Annotated in this window: 23 protein-coding genes; 13 read left to right on the top strand and 10 right to left on the bottom strand. The window is 45.0% G+C overall.

The annotated features are described in order from the left end of the window. Positions 1–3: 3 nt before the first annotated feature. Positions 4–729: a hypothetical protein gene (locus tag BCT49_RS13765; protein ID WP_102435938.1), complete on the bottom strand. Its 726-nt coding sequence runs from the start codon at positions 727–729 to the stop codon at positions 4–6. 389 nt (positions 730–1,118) lie between these two features. Between BCT49_RS13765 and BCT49_RS13760 the strand changes: the two genes are divergently transcribed. The 3 genes from BCT49_RS13760 to BCT49_RS13750 all read left to right on the top strand — a co-directional run bounded on the left by BCT49_RS13760 (position 1,119) and on the right by BCT49_RS13750 (position 2,984). Next, positions 1,119–1,508 (top strand): site-specific integrase, encoded by a 390-nt coding sequence (locus BCT49_RS13760; RefSeq protein WP_102435936.1) that lies wholly within the window; start codon positions 1,119–1,121, stop codon positions 1,506–1,508. 108 nt (positions 1,509–1,616) lie between these two features. After that, positions 1,617–2,522 (top strand): homocysteine S-methyltransferase family protein, encoded by a 906-nt coding sequence (locus tag BCT49_RS13755; protein WP_102435934.1) that lies wholly within the window; start codon positions 1,617–1,619, stop codon positions 2,520–2,522. A 63-nt stretch (positions 2,523–2,585) separates the two neighbouring features. Further along, the gene (locus BCT49_RS13750) at positions 2,586–2,984 is read left to right on the top strand and encodes a DUF1090 domain-containing protein (protein ID WP_102435932.1); all 399 of its coding nucleotides are present in this window, start codon (positions 2,586–2,588) and stop codon (positions 2,982–2,984) included. Between the two features lie 155 nt (positions 2,985–3,139). Here the strand turns inward: BCT49_RS13750 and BCT49_RS13745 are convergent, their stop codons facing one another. The 4 genes from BCT49_RS13745 to BCT49_RS13730 form a co-directional block, all read right to left on the bottom strand. Beyond that, on the bottom strand, positions 3,140–4,270 hold the full coding sequence (locus BCT49_RS13745; protein WP_102435930.1) for an HDOD domain-containing protein: 1,131 nt from the start codon (positions 4,268–4,270) through the stop codon (positions 3,140–3,142). Between the two features lie 235 nt (positions 4,271–4,505). After that, the gene (locus BCT49_RS13740) at positions 4,506–5,561 is read right to left on the bottom strand and encodes an alcohol dehydrogenase family protein (protein WP_102435928.1); all 1,056 of its coding nucleotides are present in this window, start codon (positions 5,559–5,561) and stop codon (positions 4,506–4,508) included. Beyond that, a complete protein-coding gene (locus BCT49_RS13735; protein WP_102435926.1) occupies positions 5,558–6,076 on the bottom strand; it encodes a TetR/AcrR family transcriptional regulator in 519 nt (172 codons plus the stop codon). Before BCT49_RS13735 ends, BCT49_RS13740 begins: the two co-directional genes overlap by 4 nt. Before the next feature lie 167 nt (positions 6,077–6,243). Next, positions 6,244–7,365, bottom strand: coding sequence for a multidrug effflux MFS transporter (locus tag BCT49_RS13730; protein WP_102435924.1), 1,122 nt, complete (start codon positions 7,363–7,365; stop codon positions 6,244–6,246). Between the two features lie 97 nt (positions 7,366–7,462). On the opposite strand from BCT49_RS13730, the gene BCT49_RS13725 reads away from it, so the two are divergent. Then, a complete protein-coding gene (locus tag BCT49_RS13725; protein WP_102435922.1) occupies positions 7,463–8,236 on the top strand; it encodes an AraC family transcriptional regulator in 774 nt (257 codons plus the stop codon). A gap of 101 nt (positions 8,237–8,337) precedes the next feature. Here the strand turns inward: BCT49_RS13725 and uxuA are convergent, their stop codons facing one another. The 3 genes from uxuA to BCT49_RS13710 all read right to left on the bottom strand — a co-directional run bounded on the left by uxuA (position 8,338) and on the right by BCT49_RS13710 (position 11,607). Next, a complete protein-coding gene (gene uxuA / locus BCT49_RS13720; protein ID WP_102435920.1) occupies positions 8,338–9,525 on the bottom strand; it encodes a mannonate dehydratase in 1,188 nt (395 codons plus the stop codon). Positions 9,526–9,733: 208 nt separating this feature from the next. Next, entirely contained in the window at positions 9,734–10,516 is a 783-nt protein-coding gene (locus BCT49_RS13715; protein WP_102435918.1) for an FCD domain-containing protein, read from the bottom strand. 107 nt (positions 10,517–10,623) lie between these two features. Beyond that, the gene (locus tag BCT49_RS13710) at positions 10,624–11,607 is read right to left on the bottom strand and encodes a TRAP transporter substrate-binding protein (RefSeq protein WP_102435940.1); all 984 of its coding nucleotides are present in this window, start codon (positions 11,605–11,607) and stop codon (positions 10,624–10,626) included. Between the two features lie 299 nt (positions 11,608–11,906). On the opposite strand from BCT49_RS13710, the gene BCT49_RS13705 reads away from it, so the two are divergent. The 7 genes from BCT49_RS13705 (at position 11,907) to BCT49_RS13675 (ending at position 18,979) form a co-directional block, all read left to right on the top strand. Continuing rightward, positions 11,907–12,419, top strand: coding sequence for a TRAP transporter small permease (locus BCT49_RS13705; RefSeq protein WP_198595861.1), 513 nt, complete (start codon positions 11,907–11,909; stop codon positions 12,417–12,419). A gap of 15 nt (positions 12,420–12,434) precedes the next feature. Then, positions 12,435–13,742: a TRAP transporter large permease gene (locus BCT49_RS13700; protein ID WP_102435914.1), complete on the top strand. Its 1,308-nt coding sequence runs from the start codon at positions 12,435–12,437 to the stop codon at positions 13,740–13,742. Positions 13,743–13,838: 96 nt separating this feature from the next. Continuing rightward, positions 13,839–15,302 carry a fructuronate reductase gene (locus BCT49_RS13695; RefSeq protein ID WP_102435912.1) on the top strand — a complete coding sequence of 488 codons (1,464 nt, stop codon included), beginning with the start codon at positions 13,839–13,841 and terminating at the stop codon, positions 15,300–15,302. Between the two features lie 12 nt (positions 15,303–15,314). Next, on the top strand, positions 15,315–16,727 hold the full coding sequence (gene uxaC / locus BCT49_RS13690) for a glucuronate isomerase (RefSeq protein WP_102435910.1): 1,413 nt from the start codon (positions 15,315–15,317) through the stop codon (positions 16,725–16,727). 3 nt (positions 16,728–16,730) lie between these two features. After that, positions 16,731–17,723, top strand: coding sequence for a sugar kinase (locus BCT49_RS13685; protein WP_102435908.1), 993 nt, complete (start codon positions 16,731–16,733; stop codon positions 17,721–17,723). Positions 17,724–17,732: 9 nt separating this feature from the next. Beyond that, on the top strand, positions 17,733–18,362 hold the full coding sequence (locus BCT49_RS13680; RefSeq protein ID WP_102435906.1) for a bifunctional 4-hydroxy-2-oxoglutarate aldolase/2-dehydro-3-deoxy-phosphogluconate aldolase: 630 nt from the start codon (positions 17,733–17,735) through the stop codon (positions 18,360–18,362). A gap of 113 nt (positions 18,363–18,475) precedes the next feature. Further along, the gene (locus BCT49_RS13675) at positions 18,476–18,979 is read left to right on the top strand and encodes a YgjV family protein (RefSeq protein ID WP_102435904.1); all 504 of its coding nucleotides are present in this window, start codon (positions 18,476–18,478) and stop codon (positions 18,977–18,979) included. Positions 18,980–19,135: 156 nt separating this feature from the next. Here BCT49_RS13675 and BCT49_RS13670 read toward each other — a convergent pair whose 3' ends face one another. Both BCT49_RS13670 and BCT49_RS13665 read right to left on the bottom strand, forming a co-directional pair. Then, a complete protein-coding gene (locus BCT49_RS13670; protein ID WP_102435902.1) occupies positions 19,136–20,587 on the bottom strand; it encodes a glutathione synthase in 1,452 nt (483 codons plus the stop codon). Between the two features lie 136 nt (positions 20,588–20,723). After that, the gene (locus BCT49_RS13665) at positions 20,724–21,659 is read right to left on the bottom strand and encodes a LysR substrate-binding domain-containing protein (RefSeq protein ID WP_017098499.1); all 936 of its coding nucleotides are present in this window, start codon (positions 21,657–21,659) and stop codon (positions 20,724–20,726) included. A gap of 120 nt (positions 21,660–21,779) precedes the next feature. Between BCT49_RS13665 and add the strand changes: the two genes are divergently transcribed. Further along, a complete protein-coding gene (add, locus tag BCT49_RS13660) occupies positions 21,780–22,778 on the top strand; it encodes an adenosine deaminase (RefSeq protein ID WP_065111595.1) in 999 nt (332 codons plus the stop codon). Positions 22,779–22,944: 166 nt separating this feature from the next. Continuing rightward, complete coding sequence (locus tag BCT49_RS13655) at positions 22,945–23,520, top strand: sugar O-acetyltransferase (RefSeq protein ID WP_102435900.1); 576 nt, start codon at positions 22,945–22,947, stop codon at positions 23,518–23,520. Positions 23,521–23,533: the final 13 nt, after the last annotated feature.

Here is a 23,533-nt window from a genome sequence, read left to right as displayed (position 1 = left end):
GAATTACGCAACAAAGCCAATTGGAGCCGCTACTGCTGCAAAAATACCTAAAGACAAAGTAACAGTGGTCGTTACGAAGAAATTTAATCGACTTTCTAGTTTTTCAATTCCTTTTTCCAGACGCAAAATCTCTTTCTCAGTAATGCTTTTATAATTCTTAAAATCATTCCTGATCATTGGTACTGACAACACTTGCTCCGTAGAACCTTGTATTGATTCTTCAATCATAGCTAATTTTGATGGTAACTTGGCTTGATTAAGAGTTCTAAGCTCAGATTCAGCATTTGCAACCCTGACACTCATAGACGCAAGATCTTTAGCTACTTGCTGATTCAAGTTAGATTTATCATCACTAACCTCAATATTCGCTATAGCATCTTTCTGAGCATTAAGTTCTTGAATCAACGAAGACAACTTAATTTCTGCTTCAACCGACATCTTCTGGAGTTCTTGGGAAGAAAGCGTCACCTGACGAGCCAATACCGAATCAATTTCTTGTTCTTTCTTATCTTGAATGTAATACGTAAACGTTGCAGTTGCAGCAGTCACGATAGTTAAAGTAATTACTAAAGAATTTATGAAACTAGAGCGTACATATTTTTCTCGTTCCCATTTTTCCTTTCTTTTGAACTGTTCCTCAAGTTTCAGCTCATAGGCAAGAAACTCTTCACGAAATCGTTCTTTTTCAGTTTTACTATCAACCGATTCTCTTTGCTCTAGTCCAGCCATGAACTTCTCTCTAACATCTATCAAATACTCCCAATTTCACAATTCACAATTCACAATTCACAATTCACATAACATTTTAATATCGTGTGAGCACGAATTCTTTCGCTAAACATATCAAAAAGATTGCCTATAACCAACTGAATAATATATACAAAATATAGAAAAACTTAAAATTTTTGGTACGAATTCGTGCAAGCACACATTCCTGCCGACGAAAGGCTCGTTATCGCTCTGTACTTCTCATTGAGTTAGTTATTGATCAACACCTTAAAAGTGGTTGATCGCTCTATTCGAGCCCAACTATAGTTAAAAACCACTCTTTTTTAAGCCATGATTTATCCCCCTTCCAATAAACTGTGTGTATGCACAGCTTTTTAGAAGGGGGATATATGGCGAGTCAATTCATGCAGGCAATTTGCGAACATATGACGATGCGAGGCTATAGTCGCAAGACAATCAAAGCCTACTGTCACTGGATAAAATACTTCATTCATTTTCATAAGCTTAAACACCCTGAACAGATGCATGCCGCTGAAGTTATCTCCTTTCTTTCTCATTTAGCTAATCAACAAAAAGTCGCCATCAATACTCAAAAGGTTGCCCTCAATGCTCTAGCCTATCTGTACAATCAAGTTATTGAGCAACCTCTAAAGTCAGGCTCCGATATCAGAACGGTTCAAGAGCTACTGGGGCACAGTGATGTTAAGACAACTCAGATATACACTCACGTTATTGGGCAACACTTTAGCGGCACGATTAGCCCGCTAGACGGCGTATAACGAAACTCCCTCATCAATAGTTGAACCTTGGCTTGATGGCTTCTGTCTGACAAAGTTGTCTGATATGGTGGCGGCAGAACTTCAGCAATTGTTTAGATAGTATTGAATATGAAAACACTAACCATACTTGATGGCGGCATGGGCCGAGAACTCAAAGAAATTGGCGCGCCATTCTCACAGCCTCTTTGGAGCGCTCAAGCGCTGATTGAAGCACCCGAATTTGTCAGCCAAGCGCATCAAAACTTTGTTGATGCAGGTGCTGAAATCCTAATCACAAACAGCTATGCGTGTGTGCCTTTTCACTTGGGTGAAGAGCTCTTTGAACAACGAGGCTTTGAGCTAGCTGCACTGTCTGGTGAGCTGGCTAAAGCGGTTGCTGCCAATGCTTCTCACATCGTACAAGTTGCGGGCGCGATTCCACCGCCATTTGGCAGCTACCGACCTGACTTGTTCAAGGTAGAAGAAGCAGCGCCAATCATTCAAACCCTTTACGATGCTCAAGATCCAAACATCGATCTTTGGATCGCGGAAACGATTTGTAGCCTGCAAGAATTAGAATCCATTCATGCGGTACTCAAGCAATCCGATAAGCCGTGTTACTACGCATTCAGTTTGGAAGACACCAAGGACGATTCTGCCAACATTCGTTCTGGCGAAAGCGTAACAGACGCCATCAAACTGGCCTGCCAATCCAACGCAGCAGGCATTATGTTTAACTGCTCAGTGCCTGAAGTGATGGGTCAAGCCATTATCGATACTAAAAAAGTAATTGAAGAACTAGACTGTGATCTGGAAATCGGTGTCTATGCGAACAACTTTGCGCCGATCAGTAACGAACATGAAGCCAATGACATGCTTCAAGAAATGCGTGAACTGGATGGCCAAGGTTACTTAGTTTACGCAAAACGCTGGCACGCACTGGGTGCGAGTATCGTCGGTGGATGTTGTGGTATCGGCCCTAAACACATTAGAGCTTTGGCGGACTGGAAATTAAGTGACGTTGAGCCAAACTAATTATTCGTGTTGTTGATAACATCGGACAATCTAAACTCAATTTATAAATCAAACGGTTAAAGCATGAAACTACTTCTAAAGAGCTCAATATTGTCTCTGTGCGTTCTATCATTCCATAGTTTTGCGGGTTCGCAGTGTGGAGACTTATCCGGCTGTGAGAGAAAAAGCTGTGAAATCGAGTATCAAATAGACAAAGCAAAGGAATACGGCAATCAACACAAGGTTGATGGCTTAACCAAAGCACTAAAAGAAGTGAAAGCTAACTGCACCAATGACGGCTTAAAAGACAAAATCGCTGAAAAAATAGAATCGAGTGAAGAAGATCTCGCTGAATACCGAGAAGATCTCGAAGAAGCGGAACAGTCTGGTAAGACTCAGAAGGTGAAAAAGTACCAACGTAAAATCGAAGACGAGCTTGAAGAGCGTGACCGTTTAATGGAAGAGTTGGCTGAGATCCAATAAACATCGCAACACTGCAGTGATGCATCTACTTTCTACTTGTCAGCCTCGGCTTCGCTTGTCTGCTGCTTGTCTGCTGCTTGTCTGCTTAAGCAAACTTAAAATCCATCGCCTCTCACTTCGAGGGGCGATTTGTTTTATATCTTAGCCAGATTCACTTAGCCAACAAGTGCTATCTCGGACTCTTTCAGTAAACGATTAGCCACAAGATAAGCGGTAGGCGTGACTAAAGTTTGTTGGCATCTGGTTTCAAAATTTTCAGCCGTAATCATTTTCGCTTCCAACAAATATTGCAGCTCACTTAAGTAGTTCGCCTCAAACACCGCTTGGCCAAGTGGTGTACCCTCGTATCGGCTCGACTCTTGATAACCAATCACTGTCAGCACTGATTCCGGCAGATCCCAAAACTTAGCAATAGTGTAAGTAAGACGAATAGAATAGCTGTTCATCAGGCGCTTCAATGCCAACGAGTTGGGCGGCACTGAAGGGTCGACATGCTTGAAAGCTTCGACCATCATTTGGAAAATGATCATCTTGCCCAGGTTGCGAATCAATCCAACGAAGTAGGCTGTGGCTTGGTCTTCTTGAGCTTGAGAACCTTTCATTAGCTCCCTAGAAAAAGACGCGGTTTGAACACTATGGTTCCAAATTTTCTCACCGAAATGACGCCAGTAAATATTATTGCCCGGCGTGAAGTTCTTCATATAAGAATTCACCACGCCTTCGATTAGCCCTTGAGAGCCCATGGTTAGGAAAGCGGTTTTTAAGTCAGTAACCTGTTTTTCGCTGCGTTTGTAGAATGCGCTGTTAGCCAATTTAATCACATCGGCTGCCATACTCGGCTCACGCTCAATCACTGTTAGTAGTGCATCGACATCAAATTCGTCGCTCTGTAGTTCACCCATTAATGTAGTGACGGAGGCAGGCATAACAGGCAACTCATTAAGCAACGCTTTCGGAGAACGAATCAAGCGTTCGATTTGGCAAGCCACAAAGTCGCTAAATGGGTCTGACTCTGTTCTCAGGCGTGACTCTCCAAACAGATAATCAAGAAACTCACCATCGTGAAGGCTTATCGTTTTATCGACAATTAATGATGATGGCTGAGCGGACGAAGGCGGAACAAAGATTGAAGTGCGAGGAGTGACTTGCTCTGCTTTAACGTTTTTCTGCTCAGAGGTCGTTTGTTGAGATGTAGCTTGTTGGGAGACACTTTCTGAAGAATGACTTTGCTTACTTTGATTAGCAACGAAAGGGGAAAATAGTGCCTGCAATACCCTTTTAAACATCAATACGGCTCCTAGATGAATACAACATAGATCGGGATATATAACGGCGGTGATTATCGCACAGGTAACTCATAAACCACACAGTGATAAATGAATCATTAATTTTTCAGCTGTATAGGATCTGTTACTCAACGGCTTGCTATACCAAGCCCCCGGCATTCGCCAGAAACAAAAAGAGCGAGCAAATAACGCTTGCTCGCTCTTCCATAAATCTAAATCGTGAAGCTAACTCAAACTAGCGCTCTGCTACTTCTAGTACAATCTTACCGACGTGCTTTTTCTTCAAGAATTCATCTTGTGCTGTATGGATATCAGCCAATGGGAAAGATTCCGCGACAATTGCGCCGATCTGCTGTTTCTCAATGCGATTAACCAAGTTTTGGAATACTTGAGGTTCCAAAACCGTGCAACCAAAAAAGCTAAGGTCTTTCAGGTACAGAGTACGAACATCAAGCTCGACCATCGCACCACCAATTGCGCCAGATACGGCATAACGACCATGCGGTTTTAAGACTTCAAGAAACTCAGGCCACTTGTCACCGGCAACCAAATCGATAACCACATGTACACTGTTTGCACTTAAAGCCTCAACCAAATCAGCATCACGAGCAATCACCTCATCAGCACCCAATTCAAGTAACTGTTGGTTTTTGCTTGGGCTAGTAATTGCAATCACGTAAGCACCGCGCGCTTTGGCCAGTTGAATCGCCGCCGAACCCACACCGCCCGATGCGCCAGAGATAAGTACGCGATCACCGTCAGCCACATTAGCGCGAGTCAGCATATTTTCTGCCGTTGAGTAAGAGCATGGGAAAGACGCTAGCTCAACATCCGACATAGAACTGTTCACCGCATAAGCGTGTTTCGCTGCCACTTTTGTGTATTCAGCAAAACCACCATCGCACTCAGAACCGAAATACCACGGCTGTGGTAGATCTCGTCCGTACACTTCGGTTAAACAAGGTTCGATAAGAACACGCTCACCAATACGATCAGCAGAGACTTCATTACCCACTGCTACGATGAAACCACACACGTCAGCACCTTGGATACGAGGGAACTTCAACGCTTCACCCGACCAACTTGCGTCGCCTGAGTCATCACTTTTAGAGTACCAACCGATTCGTGTGTTGATGTCGGTGTTGTTCACACCTGCGGCCATCACTTTGATCAGCACTTCATTAGGTTCAATTTGAGGAACAGCGATATCTTCGCGGTAGCCAAGCATTTCTGCTCCGCCGTGACCCAACATCTCTACGCCTTTCATTGTTTTCGGTAGTTCGAATTTCATCGTGTTTCCTTGAGTAATTTTGTCACCATATTCTGTGCTGATGTCACCGCTTCTTCGCCTAATACTGGCCACGCGCTTGATACACCTTCATGAAGTAGAAAAAGCTCTGAAGCCAGATCGTCTCGTTGACTCTGCTTACCCAGAAGTGCTTTTACTTCTCGTTTATGTTCAGTAACAGCTTGATTAATTATCTCGTTGTCAGGAAAGGCAGCCATCGCATTCATCGACATACAACCGTGTGGTGCATACTCTTCCATCCATTGTTGTAACTTGTCGAAGATATCTAACATGGATGCCAAGCCATCAGCAGGCGCATTTTCTAATAGGAAATTTAGGTAGCGGTGATGACGGTGCTCTAAAGCGCCCACTATCATCGCTTCTTTCGATGGATAATGTTTGTAGAGCGTACGTAGGCTAACATTACACGCCGTTTTCAGTTGAGCGACACTCGGTTCTGCAAAACCATGCTGACTAAACGCAACCTCAAGGCTCTCTGCAATTTGTTCTCTTAACATGCGGATCTCTTATACCTGACTATAGGTAGAATGATTGTTCTACCTATATAGTAGAGCGATCATTCTACCCATGTCAATATCCAAATTTACGAAGGGATAAAATGATAAATTCCGCATCAAATAAGACGCGGAATTTATCAATATGAATGAGAGACTTACCGTTAAATCTAGAGTCGGCTGCGTATCGTCACCAACACAGATAACGCACCACAAAGTACCAGCACCACACCTAGATCTTGAATCATTCCCGCTAAAGCGAGCCCTGAACCAATCAAGGTGTAATACATCAAACCAAACAGTGCGCCTGCACTTCCTGCTTGAGATTGGTAACGCACCAAGGCTCGACTCAATACATTAGGAATCGCAATACCAAACGCCATAACCACCAACATCATCGGAAGCAAGAACCAGATCGTGTGCTGTGAAAAATACACACCCACTGCGCCTACCGTTTGAAGCCCTGCCGCCAGACCAATCAAAGAGATAGATGAAACTTGTCGCTTCAATAGCGCCTTATTAACCAAGCTTCCCAACAAGGTTCCGAACCCAAGCACGACACCGCTATAACCAAACTGCTCGATGCTAAATCCAAGCTGTAAGAAGGTGAATGAACCCAGTTGATAATACGAAAACAGCGCAATATTGAACGACGCGACAAGCAGTGCCGATACCCAAATATCACCGTCTTTAATCATGTGGATACTGAGCGATTTTAATTGCAACGGCTGCTTAGATTGTTGCGTTTCAGGCAGCGACCATAGACTATGTACCAACAACGCTAACACCATAATAAACAAGGCAATAAACACATATTGATGCCCACCTGCTTGGCTTAATTGACCACCAAGTAGCAACCCGATGATTGGGCTAATCGACAGCCCCATGCCCATGTAACCAAACACCTTGGCTAACTCAGTGCCACTAAAGGCATCTCGTAACATGGTTTGAGTGACTACGGAGCCAACAGCAAGTCCGAAAGCGCCCATTGCTCTTGCTATCATCAACCACGTAAAACTGTCGGTTTGCATGGCAATAAGTGCTGAACAGGCGAATAACCCCATCCCCAATAACATAGTGGGACGACGTCCCCATTTATCCGCTAACACGCCCCATACCACCACACCCAACGCAAATGCAGAGAAGTAGATCGAGAGGGTTTGAGCCGCTTGTGTGTAACTGACATCAAAGGATTTCGATATTGAATCCAGAGTCGGGCTATAAATGGTTTCTGCGATTTGAGGGAACATCAACAGCAGTACCATTTGCCATAAAGAAGGTTTTGTTTTCATCATTTTTCCAAGACCAGTGAACTTGACGGGAAGTCTAGAGGAAACTAACCTTGGCTCGTTAACAACATTAAAACCAAAAACAACAAGATTGGGACAAATGGCATTTATCGATGACAGCTGTGCTTTTGATGCCGATAACATTAAAGCAAGCGTAGTGGGAATAGCGGCAGAGCTAGGACAGCATGATTCAGGTATTCATCAGCATCGCAAAGGGCAATTACTTTATGCGCCGCAAGGTTGCATTACCTTAACACTGGATAATGCCTTGTGTATTCTGCCTCCGACTAAGGCTGTGTGGATCCCGCCACATGTTCCACACCGAGCGCAAATGACCAACGTAGTCGCGTATCGTTCTCTGTATTTTGATACCGATGTATTTGAGTGCCCACAAGAGATCACAACGATTAAAGTTAACGACTTACTGAAAGCGCTGATCAATAAAATCGCATTATGGGAATGGGATATCACGGAGCACAAGACACTCAATACGTCTGCGCTTTTTTGGGAAGAGTTTCATTCCTTAACGCACCAAACCTTAATGCTTCCACTCCCAACAGACCGACGATTGGCGCGTTTTTGCGCACAAGTCAACAAAGCTGATTTTATCGTCCCCCCGTTGAATGTATTGGCGTCATCCGTTGGAGCGAGTAGTAAAACCATCACTCGTCTATTTAAAGCCGAAGCCGGCATGACCTATCAAGATTGGCGTCAACAATGGCGGTTGATCAAGGCGATCGAGCTACTTGCTCAAAACCGAACTGTTACCGACACAGCGCACTATTTAGAGTTCTCTTCGAACAGCGCTTTCATTGCCTTTTTCAAACAACAAACCGGACAAACACCCTTAGCTTTTAATAAGTTAGGGGCGTGATTGTTTTGGTATCAAAACACAGGCTTTGCTATGAGCAGATACAAAAAAACCAGAACATGAGTTCTGGTTTTTAAACGGTATTTAAAACCGAAGCTTAAGAGTTACTTCGTGTAAAAAGCACGCTTGAGTGCGACTTCTAATCCGCGAACTTCTGCTAGCCCTTTCAATCGACCAATCGCCGAATAACCTGGGTTGGTCTTTTTCTTTAGGTCATCCAACATTTGGTGACCGTGGTCTGGACGCATTGGAATCAAGCGATGGTCACCCACCTCTGCACGACGGTGCTCTTCATCCAAGATAGCCATCACAACGTTGTACATGTCCACATCACCATCTAGGTGCGCTGCTTCGTGGAATGTCATTGGGTTGCTCTCTTCACGCTTAGTAGAACGCAAATGCGTAAAGTAAATTCGGTCGCCGTGCTTTTTGATCATATTGACCAGGTCATTATCGCCACGAACACCGTATGAACCTGTACACATCGTCAAACCGTTCATTTTGCTCGGTACATTTTCGGTCAACCAATCAATGTCTTCGATAGTTGAAACGATGCGAGGCAAACCTAGAATTGGACGCGGTGGATCGTCTGGGTGAACCGCCATCTTCAAACCACTCGCATCACAAATTGGCATCAACTCAGTAAGGAAGTAAGACATGTGCTCACGTAGTTTATCTTTGTTGATCCCCGCATAGCGGTCTAGCTGTGCTTGAAAGGCTTCAAGCGTATAGCCTTCTTCAGCACCCGGCAGACCGGCGATGATGTTGTTGGTCAGCTGTTGGATTTGCTCTGGCGTCATGTTGTTAAAGTAATCCAACGCTTGTACTTGTTCTGACTCTGAATAGTTCGATTGTGCGCCCGGGCGCTTCAAAATATGCAGTTCAAATGCCGCAAATGCTATTTGGTCAAAGCGCAATGCGCGCGAGCCATCTGGCATTTCAAATTCTAAATCTGTGCGCGTCCAGTCCAACACTGGCATGAAGTTATAGCAAACTGTGTCAATGCCACACTCAGCAAGGTTAGCCAGAGTTTGCTTATAGTTATCAATCCATTGCTGGTAGTTGCCAGTTTGAGTTTTTATCTCTTCATGAACAGGCACACTTTCTACTACCGACCACGTTAAACCTTTCTCTTCGATGATGGCTTTACGCTTCAGGATTTCTTCTTTTGTCCAAACTTCACCATTTGGAATATGGTGCAGTGCATTCACAATACCAGTTGCGCCCGCTTGACGAATATCATCTAGCGAAACTTGATCATTAGGGCCGTACCAACGCCACGTTTGTTCCATGAGACTTACCTTTCTTTAAGACGCACTTAGCCGGCTCGAGTTAATCAAGCTAAATGCAATAACGACTTCTTAATGGCAGCAATGAAAATTACTGCCCGAGATAGTACCGGTCTACGCCGGTCTAAAGACGACTACTTATTAATAACCTAGTGAATAAATCAGCCTTCAAGTGGAATCTCGTGGCTGAATTCAACGCTAGCTTTCAGAACTAACTTTCAGTGCTAAGCAGCACCACTGGGTTTGAACTGAATAAGTAACCATCAAAGTTTGGGTCATCAATGTCTGACAACGCTAACAAACGCTGTTTAACATTCTCAAGGTGTTGCCACATTGCGTTCTTAGCAGCGACAGGGTCTTTACGCTGTAAGGCGGCGAGGATACGAGCGTGATCATCTAACCATTCTTCACGGTAATCTTGACCACTGATGTGAGAGTGGAGTTTATTCCACATTGGACTCTTTTCGCGTCGATCCCAGGATTGTTTCAACATATCGACTAACACAGAGTTTTGCGTGGCCTCTGCAATACACATGTGAAACTTTTCATCTCCGCTGCAATCGGTAGTGCCGCTTGCAAGCTCTTCGCGCTCGAGTTCGAGTGCAGAGCGCATCTTAATGATGTCGCTCGGAGTGACCTGAGTTGCCGCAAACTCCGCGATATTACTTTCCAGTAATTGACGGGCCTGCAACATCTCGAATGGACCAGCATCATCGCTGATCACATTCTCGCGAGAATGAGTTGGAATGTTCAGGACGTAAACACCCGACCCTTTTTTCACCTCAACTAAGTTTTCAAGCTCCAGCATAATGATCGCTTCACGCACGACCGTTCGACTGACGTCTAAACGCTCAGCAATATCGCGTTCTGGAGGCAACCTATCTCCAACCTTGTAAAGGCCTTCAATCAGTTCTCTTCTTAGTACTAACCCTATCTCCTGATAAGGTCTTTTCGGCTCGAAAGGCATCATGATGATATTGTCACTTTTTTCCATTATATTTCTCTCGCCATCATAATGACCAAAAATAATTGGTCAACCTCTATATCCCAAAATGCAGTAACACCTTGTTTTTGTATTACTATTTATTCTGGATTTGCTTATTACTCAACAGACTGAATACGGTCAATCAGCGCACTCAATTCAGGGTTCGATGTTTCTAATGCGTCGTACATTGGTTGAACCGCTAGCGCAAACGCTGCTTTGTCTGGTTCAACGAACGTTACGCCCATTTTCTCAGCTTTAGCACGCTCTTTTGCTTCCGATTCAGCCCAAAGTTTCTTCATCAATTCTGACGAATCACTTGCCGCCTTCATTAATGCATCTTGTTGTTCTGTGGTCAGTTTATCGTATGCTTTCGTTGAGATAACCAGCACGTCAGGAACCATTGTATGCTCGTCTAAGCTGAAGTATTTAGACACTTCACTGTGACGACTCAAGCTGAATGAAGGGATGTTATTTTCTGCTGCATCCACAACACCTTGTTGTAGCGCCGTGTACAACTCACCGTAAGCTAGTGGCGTAGGGTTACCACCTAATGCTTTCACCATCGCAATCGCTGATGGGCTTGGCTGAACACGAACTTTCAAACCTTTTAGATCTTCTGGCGTGTTGATTGGTTTGTTGGTGTAGAAGCTACGAGCGCCTGCATCGTAGTAAGTCACACCAATAAAGCCGCTATCACGAGAAGAGTTTAGAATGTCACGGCCTACTTCACCGTCCGTTACGCTGTAGTAATGTGCTTGGTCGCGGAACAAGTAAGGCATGTTGAATGATGAATAAGCAGGAGAAAAAGCTTCTAATTCAGCAGCATTACTTTTCACCATATCTAATGCACCATTTTGCATTAGCTCCATCGATTCGCGCTGTGTACCTAGCTGAGCATCAGGATAAATACGAATACGTACTTCACCATCAGTCAATTCTCGCACTTCTTTCGCCATAAACGTCATCGCTTCATGCACCGCATGGTCACGAGGATGGTTATGGCTCAGTTTTAACGTTGTCGCTGCATAAGCAGAAGCTGTTGCACCAAAAGTGAAAGCAGCACCGACAACAGCACTAATCAGAGTTTTACGCGTCATCATCATTCTTATTCTCCGTGGATTGGTTATCCAATGTGTAGGGTGTTTTTTGTTATGGGCTCATATTGGCGATCAAAAATTGACTCGTCAAAGCTGAAATTGAAATTGATTGACCAATATCACAATAAAAACCCACAAATTGGTCAACCAAAATCATTTGTGAATTCGATCACGCAACATTTAGATTGAATAGCTTATGATTCAGCCAGATTTTAGAGCGTACCTACCCTACATAGAAACAATTCCTTACATTGGTAAACCAATTGTTATGAGATACGCAACTTTGTTGAAAGGAAATAAAAATGAATAAATTGGTCAGTTATATAAATAAAGGGTTGGCCGCCTTTACTGTGTCTCTTTCGTCTTTTTTAGTGCTGTGTGTGATCTGGCAGGTCTTGTCCCGCTACGTCATTGGTAAACCAAGTACCGTTACTGACGAGCTCGCTCGTTACCTCTTTATGTGGGTTGCTCTCATTGGCGCCGCCTACACAACAGGCCTGAAACGTCACCTAGCTATTGACCTACTGACGATGAAGTTAACGGGTAAACGCAAACTCATTAACCAAATCGTTATTCAAATCGCCATTGCAACCTTCTCTTATATTGTCCTGGTTCACGGTGGAAGCCAGTTAGCGGCTAAAACACTCGCCATGGGGCAACTGACACCCGCACTTGGTTTAGAAATGGGTTACATCTATTTCTGCTTGCCTATCAGTGGCGCTTTGATGATTTTTTACTCCGCCGTATTTACCTACGAATGTGTTCAAAAATTAATATCTGGCGACGACTTAGTCACCGAATCTCAACTTGATTGATAGAAGGATTTCACAATGGAATGGCAAGTAATACTGACATTATTCGGTAGTTTCGCTGTACTGCTTACAATCGGTGTACCGGTCTCTTTTGCTATCGGTTTATCGTCATTAGCAACAATTTTAATGAGCTTACCGCTTGAACCAGCAATTGCTGTAGTCGCTCAACGCATGGCAGCAGGTCTTGATAACTTCGCTCTATTAGCAATCCCGTTCTTTATTTTGGCGGGCAACATCATGAACCAAGGCGGCATTGCGCTGCGTTTGATCAACTTCGCGAAAGTGTTGGGCGGTCGTCTCCCGGGTTCATTGGCACACGTAAACGTGATGGCAAACATGATGTTTGGTTCGATCTCAGGATCAGCGGTAGCATCGGCGGCAGCAGTAGGTGGCACCATGTCTCCTCTGCAAAAGAAAGATGGCTACGATGAAAACTTCTCTGCGGCGGTTAACATTACTTCGTGCCCTAGCGGTCTTTTGATTCCACCAAGTAATACCTTGATCGTTTTCTCTTTGGTTTCTGGTGGCACTTCAATCGCAGCATTGTTCTTAGCGGGTTACATCCCAGGTCTCATCATGGGGCTAAGTATCATGCTCGTGGCTGGCATTATCGCGAAACGTCGTGGTTACCCAATCGCCGCACGACCTTCAATGTCGGTGGTATGGAATACCTTCTTAAGAGCGGCGCCATCTCTAGCGCTGATCGGCATCATCATGGGTGGCATCATTGGCGGTATCTTTACTGCGACTGAGGCTTCTGCGATTGCGGTTGTATACACCTTTGTTCTCGCGGTACTTATCTACCGTGAAGTTAAGTGGCGCGATATTCCAAAGATCATCCTTGAGTCTGCGGTAACGACATCTATTGTTTTGTTATTGGTCGGTGCATCAATGGGCATGTCTTGGGCAATGGCAAACGCCGATGTGCCTTACATGATTGCCGATGCTCTACTGGCGGTTTCTGATAACCCATTAATGATCCTATTGATTATCAACGTGATTCTGCTGATTGTGGGTATCTTCATGGATATGACACCAGCGGTACTGATCTTCACACCAATCTTCTTACCGATCGCATTGGATCTAGGCATCGACCCTGTTCACTTCGGCATCATGATGACATTCAACCTAGCTATCGGTATCTGTACGCCGCCAGTAGGTAGTGCGCTATTCATCGGTTGTTCGGTTGCCAACATTGCCATTGATAAAGTCATCAAACCGTTGCTGCCATTCTATGCGGCGCTTATCGCTGCACTAATGGCCGTTACTTTTATCCCTGAGCTAAGCTTGTTCCTACCTGAATTGGTACTGGGCTACGGTTCGTAATTTCGTCACAGATACATTTTTAGACTGCTAAACACTCACACGTATTATCAAATAATAAAATCCCGCTGGTTCGCTGGCGGGAGAAGGAAATAAATAATGAAGACTGTTGCTAACTCAACGCTGCCAAACACTGTATTACGACCTGATTACGACCGTTCAGCACTTCAAAGCCGTATTGTGCATCTTGGTTTTGGTGCCTTTCATCGTGCGCACCAAGCTCTATTCACTAATGAGATGCTCAGCAAGACCAGCACCGATTGGGGTATTTGCGAAATTAACCTATTCGGCGGCGAAGATTTAATTGAATCACTTCGTACGCAAGACCACCTTTACACAGTTGCTGAAAAAGGCGCGGAATCTACCGATGTAAAATTAATCGGTTCAGTAACTGAATCACTGCATCCAAATCTAGACGGCATCGAAGCTGTTTTAGAAAAAATGGCTGAGCCTCAAGTGGCTATCGTGTCGATGACCATCACAGAGAAAGGCTACTGCGCTGACCCTGCAACTGGAAAGCTTGATAGAAACAATGCCCTAGTCATCGCTGATTTAGCGAACCCAACACAGCCAAAATCGGCGCTTGGATATATTGTGCAAGCGCTAAAGATACGCCGCGACCGTAAACTTCCTCCATTCACGGTAATGTCTTGCGACAACGTTCAAGAGAACGGTCATGTAGCAAAAGCAGCGATCATTGAGTTCGCTCAACTGCTTAACCCTGAACTGCGTGATTGGATTGAAACCCATGTCACTTTCCCATGCACCATGGTTGATCGCATCGTACCCGCTGCAACGGAAGAAACACTGACAGAAATTGCAGAACTGCTTGGTTGTGAAGACCCGTGTGGCATCGCCTGTGAACCCTTCCGACAATGGGTAATTGAAGATAACTTTGTGGCAGGCCGTCCAGACTGGAATGTCGCTGGCGCAGAGTTCGTAGAAGATGTGGTGCCTTACGAAGAGATGAAACTGCGCATGCTCAATGGCAGTCACTCTTTCCTTGCTTACCTAGGATACCTTGGTGGCTACGACCATATTTCCGACACCATGACAGACGCTGGTTACCGCAAAGCTGCTTTTGACATGATGATGATATCCCAAGCACCTTCGTTAACCATGCCTGAAGGGACTGATTTGGAAGGCTACGCAACTTTGCTGATCAACCGCTTCACCAACCCTAGCTTGAAACATAAGACGTGGCAGATTGCGATGGATGGCAGCCAGAAGATCCCTCAGCGTATGGGTGGCAGCTTACGATTCCATTTAGATCAAGGCTCAGACTTCTCATGGCTTGCAACGGCCATCGCTGGCTGGATGCGTTATGTATCGGGCGTTGATGAGCAAGGCAATGAGATTGATGTTCGCGATCCAATGGCCGATACACTGCGCCAGATCTGTAACCAGCATGGACTCAATGTTTCTGTGGTTCCGGCATTACTTGCTGTTGAAGCGATTTTCCCAGCCGATCTAGGCCAAGATCCAAAGGTCATTGAAGCGGTAACGTCGGCATACCAATCACTAATTGAACACGGTGCCGTTGCTACCGTGGCTGCGTTATAAGGAGTACAAACAATGAAGAATTTCTTATGTGAAGACTTTTTACTATCGAATGAAACTGCACGCCGCTTGTACCATGAACACGCAAGCCACCAGCCTATTTATGACTATCATTGCCACCTAAACCCGGCAGAGGTGGCTCAAGATCGTCGGTTCGACAACATGTCTAAGATCTGGCTTGAAGGTGACCACTACAAATGGCGCGGCATGCGTTCAGCGGGGATCGACGAGCGTCTGATCACCGGAGGCGCGAGTGATTATCACAAGTTCATGGCATGGGCTAAAACCGTCCCTCAAACCTTGGGTAACCCACTTTACCACTGGACTCACTTAGAACTTCGTCGCCCATTTGGTATTACTGGTACTCTATTTGGCCCAGAAACCGCTGACCAAATTTGGCACGAAGGAAACGAGCTATTAGCGACACCGGAATTCAGTGCTCGCGGCATCATGCAACAAATGAACGTTGTAATGGCGGGTACGACTGATGACCCTATCGACTCTCTTGAACACCATAAAGCGATCGCTCAAGACAGCACTTTTGATGTGAAGGTTCTGCCAAGTTGGCGCCCGGATAAAGCATTCAAAATTGAACTCGATGGCTTTGCTGATTACCTGCAAAAGTTAAGTATGGTTGCTGACATCGAGATCACTCGCTTCCATCATCTATTGAATGCTTTAGACAGCCGCCTAGCGCATTTCAACGATCATGGTTGCCGTGCAGCAGACCACGATATTGAAGTGGTTCGCTACGCGCCTATTCCATCAGAATCCGAGCTGGATGCTCTGTTAACTCGACGCCTCAACGGTGAAACGCTCACCGATTTAGAATGTGCACAGTTCTCAACAGCCGTTCAAGTGTGGTTGGGCAAGCGATACGCAGCAATGGGTTGGGTAATGCAGCTTCACATTGGTGCTCAACGCAATAACAACACACGTATGTTCCAACTGTTAGGTGCTGATGCAGGCTTTGATTCGATCAGCGACAAGACATTTGCCTTCGAATTAGCTCACCTGTTGGACGAGATGGATCAAAGCAATGAACTGCCTCGCACCATCCTTTACTGCTTAAACCCTCGCGATAACGAGATGATGGCAACCATGATTGGTAACTTCCAAGGTGGCGGTATCGCGGGCAAAGTTCAGTTTGGTTCTGGTTGGTGGTTCAACGATCAGAAAGACGGCATGCAACGCCAAATGGAGCAGTTATCTCAGCTTGGTCTGCTTAGCCAGTTTGTCGGCATGTTGACTGACTCTCGCAGCTTCTTATCGTACACACGCCACGAATACTTCCGCCGAATTCTATGCGACATGCTTGGTCGCTGGGCTGAAAACGGTGAGGTGCCAAACGACATGTCGCTGCTTGGCCCTATGGTCGAAGACATCTGCTTTGGCAACGCAAAACGCTACTTCGAAGAGAGGGCGTAACCCATGAAACATATCGCCATCATTGGTGAGTGCATGATCGAGCTTAACGGCAAACCGTTCGGCTCAATGCATCAAACGTTTGGCGGAGACACTCTCAATGCTGCGGTATACCTAAACCGCGGCTGCGAGGCCAATCTCAATCAAGATGACATCAAAGTGTCCTACGTGACAGCTTTGGGTTCCGACCCTATTAGCAAAGGGATGTTAGAGCGCTGGCAACAAGAAAGAGTGTCGACTGACCTCGTTCTACAAGATAGCCAACGAACTCCGGGGCTATACCTGATTCAGCTTGATGAAGCCGGTGAACGTACCTTTCTGTATTGGAGAAATCAGTCGGCTGCACGCTACCTGTTGCAACACCCAGATTTCAATCAGATAAAGCAGGCACTACGCAATGTCGATATGGTCTTTCTCAGCGGTATCACATTAGCGATTCTGCCTGAACAAGATCGTATCGATCTATTGAACATCTTGGTTGAGTTGAAGACACAAGGCGTTGAGATAGCCTTCGACAGTAACTTCCGCCCAGCCCTTTGGCCACAGGACGAAAACCAAACCGTTAAGAACAGCTACCAAGCTATGTATACGCTGACAGATTTAGCTTTAGTAACGTTCGATGATGAACAGTTGATTTGGGGAGATAGCTCTCCAGAGCAAACTATCGAACGTCTAACGGCGCTGGGTGTTAAGCGATGCATCGTCAAACTGGGTGCTGATGGCTGTCTTATTCAAGGTGACACAAGTCAAGGTAACAGAGAGCAAGGCTCAGGTACGGCCTCTGCTCCACGAGCGGTGCCTACTACTCCTGTTGAAAACGTTGTTGATACAACATCAGCGGGAGACTCATTCAATGGCGGATTCTTATCTGCTTACCTTGCTGGCGAAGACTTAACAACGTCGTGCCAGCGTGGCAATACCATGGCAGGCGTAGTCATCCAACATCGCGGTGCCATTATTGCAAAAGAACTTACTCAAGCGGCCATCACAGCCATTTAAGGAATACCAATGTCAAACATCAAACAACAACTGAAAACACTGAAAGTTATCCCCGTGATCGCTATCGACAACGCTGAAGACATCATCCCTCTGGGTAAAGTGTTAGCTGAGAATGGTTTACCTGCGGCAGAAATTACATTCCGTTCGGAAGCTGCAGTTGAAGCTATTCGCCTACTTCGTGAATCACAACCAGATATGTTGATCGGCGCGGGCACTGTACTAAATCGTGAGCAAGCTATCGCGGCTAAAGAAGCGGGCGCAACGTTCGTCGTCTCTCCTGGCTTTAACCCAAACACGGTAAGAGCCTGCCAAGAAATTGGTATCGATATCATTCCTGGGGTGAACAACCCGAGTACAGTAGAAGCAGCGCTTGAGATGGGCTTAACAACATTGAAGTTTTTCCCTGCTGAAGCATCGGGTGGCATCAACATGGTTAAATCACTTCTTGCTCCTTATACAGATATTGAGATCATGCCGACCGGTGGCATCAATCCAAACAACATTAAAGACTACCTAGCGATACCTCGCGTGCTCGCATGTGGCGGTACTTGGATGGTGAACAAGAAGCTGATTGAAGAAGGCAATTGGGAAGAACTGGCTCATTTAACTCGTGATGCTGTTGCTCTAGTGAATCAATAATCACATTCATCGAACATTAATAAGCTTTAGGTAGTCAATTAAAGCATTAACCAGCCCTCTAATTAGAGGGCTGAATTTTTGTTCATAAACTTAAATTGACTAATGGAATGAGTATGGAAAACGCCATAGCACAAGGTATTGGAGGAGTTGCATTCCTAGTTGGCATGATGGCCTTTTGGCAAAAAGACGACATGCGATTTCGTTATCAGATGATGATGTTCTGTCTGATCATGGGAATTCACTTCACCTTAATGGGAGCTACAGTTGCTGCCATTGGCGTGATGATAAACGCACTTCGTAGTTATGCTTCCATCAAAACTCAATCACGCAAAGTGATGTGGTTTTTCATTGCTTTAATGTGGGTAATGACATTACCTAACATCACACACTTCTTTGAATTCATAACCGTTTTAGGTTCTTCAGTTGCCACTTGGGCATTATTTACCAAACAAGGCGTAACACTGAGATCCTTTATTCTGTTCAACTCACTTTGTTGGATTAGCCACAATATTTGGCTTAGCTCTATCGGCGGTTCTTTAGTCGAAGGCGCATTTATTGCCACCAATCTAGTCACAATCTACCGTTTACATCAACGCAGATTGTTAATGGTAAAATAGGCAATATTCTCTGAAACAATACCTACGCTTTAAACCTAGAGCTAATTTATTCATCGTATTTTGAAGAACACAAATAATGAAACTTTTGAAAATACCACAAAGGCCAACGCTCACGCATTGGCCTTTCTTTTATCTGCTATTTATCGGAATCAGGAGTTAACCAATCAACACCAACGAATCCAAAATCCCTTTACCACTGTGGATCCCGCCTTCATTCTCACTCGCAGGCTTACTGCGGATTAAGTAACCCGCGTAACCGTCCAGTTCGGTAACTGGCTTACCTTGATAGTAAGCGGTAAATAGGCCGACTTCGCTGACTAAGTCTGTTACGAGTGTTTGCTGCGTGTCGCGCACTGCAATGGTTGGTACGTCACGTTCGTGTGGGTACAAGCGCTGCATGAGTGCCCATGCGTCGTATTCTTCTGGCTTAAGTTGGCTCAGTTGCTCGCTGATATCATCACCGAATACACAGTGGCCACCGCCCTCACCTTGGTTTTTTAGCACCCATTCTTGCTTATTGGCTTGCGTGTTGAACCATTCAATCGACTCATTTGTGATTGGCTTCATATCGGCTAAAACACTCTTCACCAATTCGGCTTCTTCTAGCGTTAAACCCCAACGAGCGTATTCTGAAGTAGGCATTATGGTCAGCAGCATTTGCATGGTTTTACTGGTTGCTAGCTGTTGGCTGAAGGTGGCATTCACAGCGACATGGTGTTGTTCAATGAACAAACGCGTCTGACTTAGCGTGTGGCAGCAAACTGACTCATTAAGCTCGGGCGCCCAGTAGTCTGAATACTGATAACCCGCTCTTAGATACACAACATCAACACCGCCAACATCTTGCAATAACAGACGTTGGTTATCGCCCGTTGAAAGCTGACAGCTTAGTTGTTCAAAGGTACGGCGAACTGTACGAACGCCCTGTTTTTGTAACTCGACTTCAAGTAAATGTTGGTCATAAACATTGTCTTCGTTCTTCTGTACCACCATCAAGAAAACCGGTTTATCTTGCTCATTGAAGTCCGCTTTAACTTGCTTTGCGGTCGTTGCAATACCATAAGCTAGTTGGGTTAAACCTTGGTTCTCTGCGGGTGTTGCAGATTGGTCTTCCAACCAATTCTTGTACGTTTCTGGCCATTGGTTTTGCATGAACGAGTGAAATTCTGTCGCGCGCTGACCAAAAGGGGCCATTCCTGCAGCAATACCATTGAATTCAATCACTTTTGCGCCGTGTTGGCGGTCATCCATAAAATCGGTTCGCATCAATAACAATGGCTGACGGGCGGGGTTCAAACGCTTATCTTCACTGCCGTGAGCTTGTTGATGCAACTCCATCAGGCGACCAAAGAACGGATCGGCTTGAGCCATATCGCTCAATGATGATTGTAAAAAATCATGATCTTCCGATACGTTGCTGATCAACTTAGTGATAAGCGGAGTGACGCGACGCAGGTGTTCATAAACCTCGCGCTCCATTGTCATTGGCGCAATGCTGAAAGGACAATGCCTAGCGGTATTATCTGACTGACGAAACGCGACGCCGTGCATGATCGCCCACTCACACGCGTCTTCAATAATTTGTTGTGGTAACAGTGGAATTGTCATATCTCATCTTCCAAATAAAAATAGCACCCAGAATAAGACGAAGCTTAATTCCAAAAGACGAAATAAAGCTGGATTTTTTATTAAATATTTACGTTTATCTTATCTTTCAATGCTTTGTATAGCTTACATATCCAACTTAACGAGTCTGTTCAATGATCAGATCGCGTAACCATTTGTGGCTCGGCTCTGAATCGAAGTATTTATGCCATAGCAAGAACAAGCCTCCTGGCACCAAATCGACTGGAACAGGTTTCATCACCAACTCTCCGCTATCAATATAATCGCGTACCGAGTTGTATGGGTAACACATCAGTAAATCACTCTGCTTACACAGCTTAATGGCACTGGTGATGTCTGACACGTTAGCTGCTTTGTTAATTTCAAGCTGCTTGGAATTAAGCACTTCCATCAATAGCCAATCACCCGCTCCGCCCGTCACCAACTGTATGTGTCGATACTTCAAGAAGGTGTCTAGGTTCCACTCTTCTTGCAATGCAGGATGGTCATTTCGCATCAAACACACCGAATAATCCAAGCACAGCTCCACGTAATCCAATTCATCAGGGATACATTGCACGTGGGTAGAAGCACGTTCATCCAACTCGAAAATACCAATGCCAAAATCCACCTCACGTTTGAGTAAGCGCTTGAAGCTGTCGCTGCTCCACGTTGAACTGTTGATAGTAATATGCGGTGCGTCGGCAAGCGCTGTCGGCATAAAATGCGGATAGATCGCTGTGTAGGCGGTTTCGACAAGGTCTATAGTGAAGGTACGCTCACTGTCTTTAGGATCGAATACTTCGGGAACAGTCAGCTTTTCGATCTGCAGTAAGATTTGGTGGATCTTAGGTGCTAACGCGAGTGCTTTGGGTGTGGGGAATAGCCCTTTGGATTCTCGCTCAAACAGCGGATCATCAAACAAAGCTCTGAGCTTGGTGAGCTGTTTACTTACCGCAGACTGGCTCAAGAACAGTCGCTCTGCCGTTTTACTCACACTGCGCTCTTCAATCAGAACGTGTAAGCAAAGCAGCAAATTCATATCGCATTTAAGTAAGCTTTTAACATCTACCATGATATTCCCTAAATTCAGGTTAATGATGATTAATTGTCACTTTAAATCATATCATTGTCTTGGTAAATTTAGCGCATGTGAGTTAACACACTCAAAGAATAATAGAATTAAGGAATACTCATGGATTTTCTAGCACTACCTAAGATTGATTTACACTGCCACCTAGACGGAAGTGTTCGCCCAGATACGATTATTGACCTAGCAAAACAGTACAATATCGAACTACCTGAAGATCGCGACGCGGTTGTTCAATCTCTAACGGTGCCAGAAGATTGCAAAAACCTAGATGAGTACCTAGCTTGTTTCAGCCTGCCACTGCAAGTAATGCAGACTGAAGAAGCGATTGAACGTATCTCTTTCGAGCTTTACGAAGACGCTGCACTAGAAAACGTTAAGTACCTAGAAGTTCGTTTTGCACCGATTCTGCACGTAAACAAGGGCTTGTCTCTTGATACGATCATTGCAAGTGCAGTAAAAGGCATGAAGCGCGCTGAAGAGAAATACGACATCAAGGGCAACTACATCATGTCTGTGCTTCGTATGTTCCCTAAAGACTCGATCAAAGACGTGATCGACGCAGGCCAACCTTACCTAGGTAAAGGTGTTGTTGCGTTTGATATCGCAGGTGGCGAAAAGCCAGGCTTCTGTGCTGAATTTCCAGAATACACGCAATACGCTCTTGAAAAAGGCTACCGCATTACCGTGCACGCTGGTGAGCAATGGCATGGTCAAAACGTTTACGATGCAGTAACTATGTTGGATGCTGAGCGTATCGGCCACGGTGTTCATATCCAAGGTAATGAAGATGCATACAACATCGTTAAAGAGAAGCAAGTTGCACTTGAGACTTGCCCAACAAGTAACGTTCAAACTAAATGTATACACAAATTCAGCGACCACCCAATTGCTGAATTCAAGAAAGACGGCATCGTTGTAACGATCAACACAGATAACCGCACTGTGTCGAACACAACCATGACCAACGAAGTGAAGCGTGTGTGTGAAACATTCGGTCTAACAAAAGAAGATTACGTAGAAATCTACAAGTACTCTGTAGAGAGCGCATTTGCTTCAGACGAAGTGAAACAACACCTAATGGGTTTCGTTGAGCAAATCTAATTTGGCAAAGCGCGCCTTTTGCTGAATAGCAGGGCTCACTTAGCATTAGTGCTTAAAGCACAAAATAGGAAGAGAAAGGCTGACGCTTTTCTCTTTTTTTATGTCCAAAAATCGCTAATCTTGCAGTATTCGTCATTTAGACCGAGACTCTCGAAAGTGGGTAAGCATGAGTAATACAAACGATAAAACTGAACTAGAAAAGATGCTATCTGGGCAAGTGTATGATGGTGCAGACTTAGAAATTGATACCATGCGTTCCAATGCCAGAAAGTCGCTAATGGCTTTCAACAACCATCAAGCCCCAGACCAGCAACACACATTGCAAGAGCAGCTATTTGGGAAAGTCGGCAGTAGCAGTTTAATCCAGCCCCCTTTTCATTGTGAGTTTGGTAAAACCATCGAGATTGGCGAAGATACCTTCATCAATATGAACGTAGTAATGCTAGATGGTGCGAGAATCAAAGTCGGCAACAATGTTTTAATTGGACCAAGCGTCCAATTCTATACGCCATCACACTCCCTTGATTATCGTAGCCGTCGTAAATGGGAAACCTTCTGTTTACCAATAACAATCGAAGATGATGTGTGGGTTGGCGGCAACTCCGTCATCAACCAAGGCGTGACGATTGGGGCTCGTTCGGTTATCGCTGCTAATTCTGTGGTCAACAGCGATGTACCGCCAGACTGCCTATACGGTGGTACACCTGCCAAGTTGATTCGATACTTGAATACTGAGCAATAAAGTTAAATAGAAG

Source organism: Vibrio lentus, from assembly GCF_002875945.1.
In the GTDB taxonomy this organism is placed as follows: domain Bacteria; phylum Pseudomonadota; class Gammaproteobacteria; order Enterobacterales; family Vibrionaceae; genus Vibrio; species Vibrio apostichopi.
Note: the sequence above shows the minus strand (reverse complement) of the source record. Positions and strands in the feature narration are given on the sequence as shown.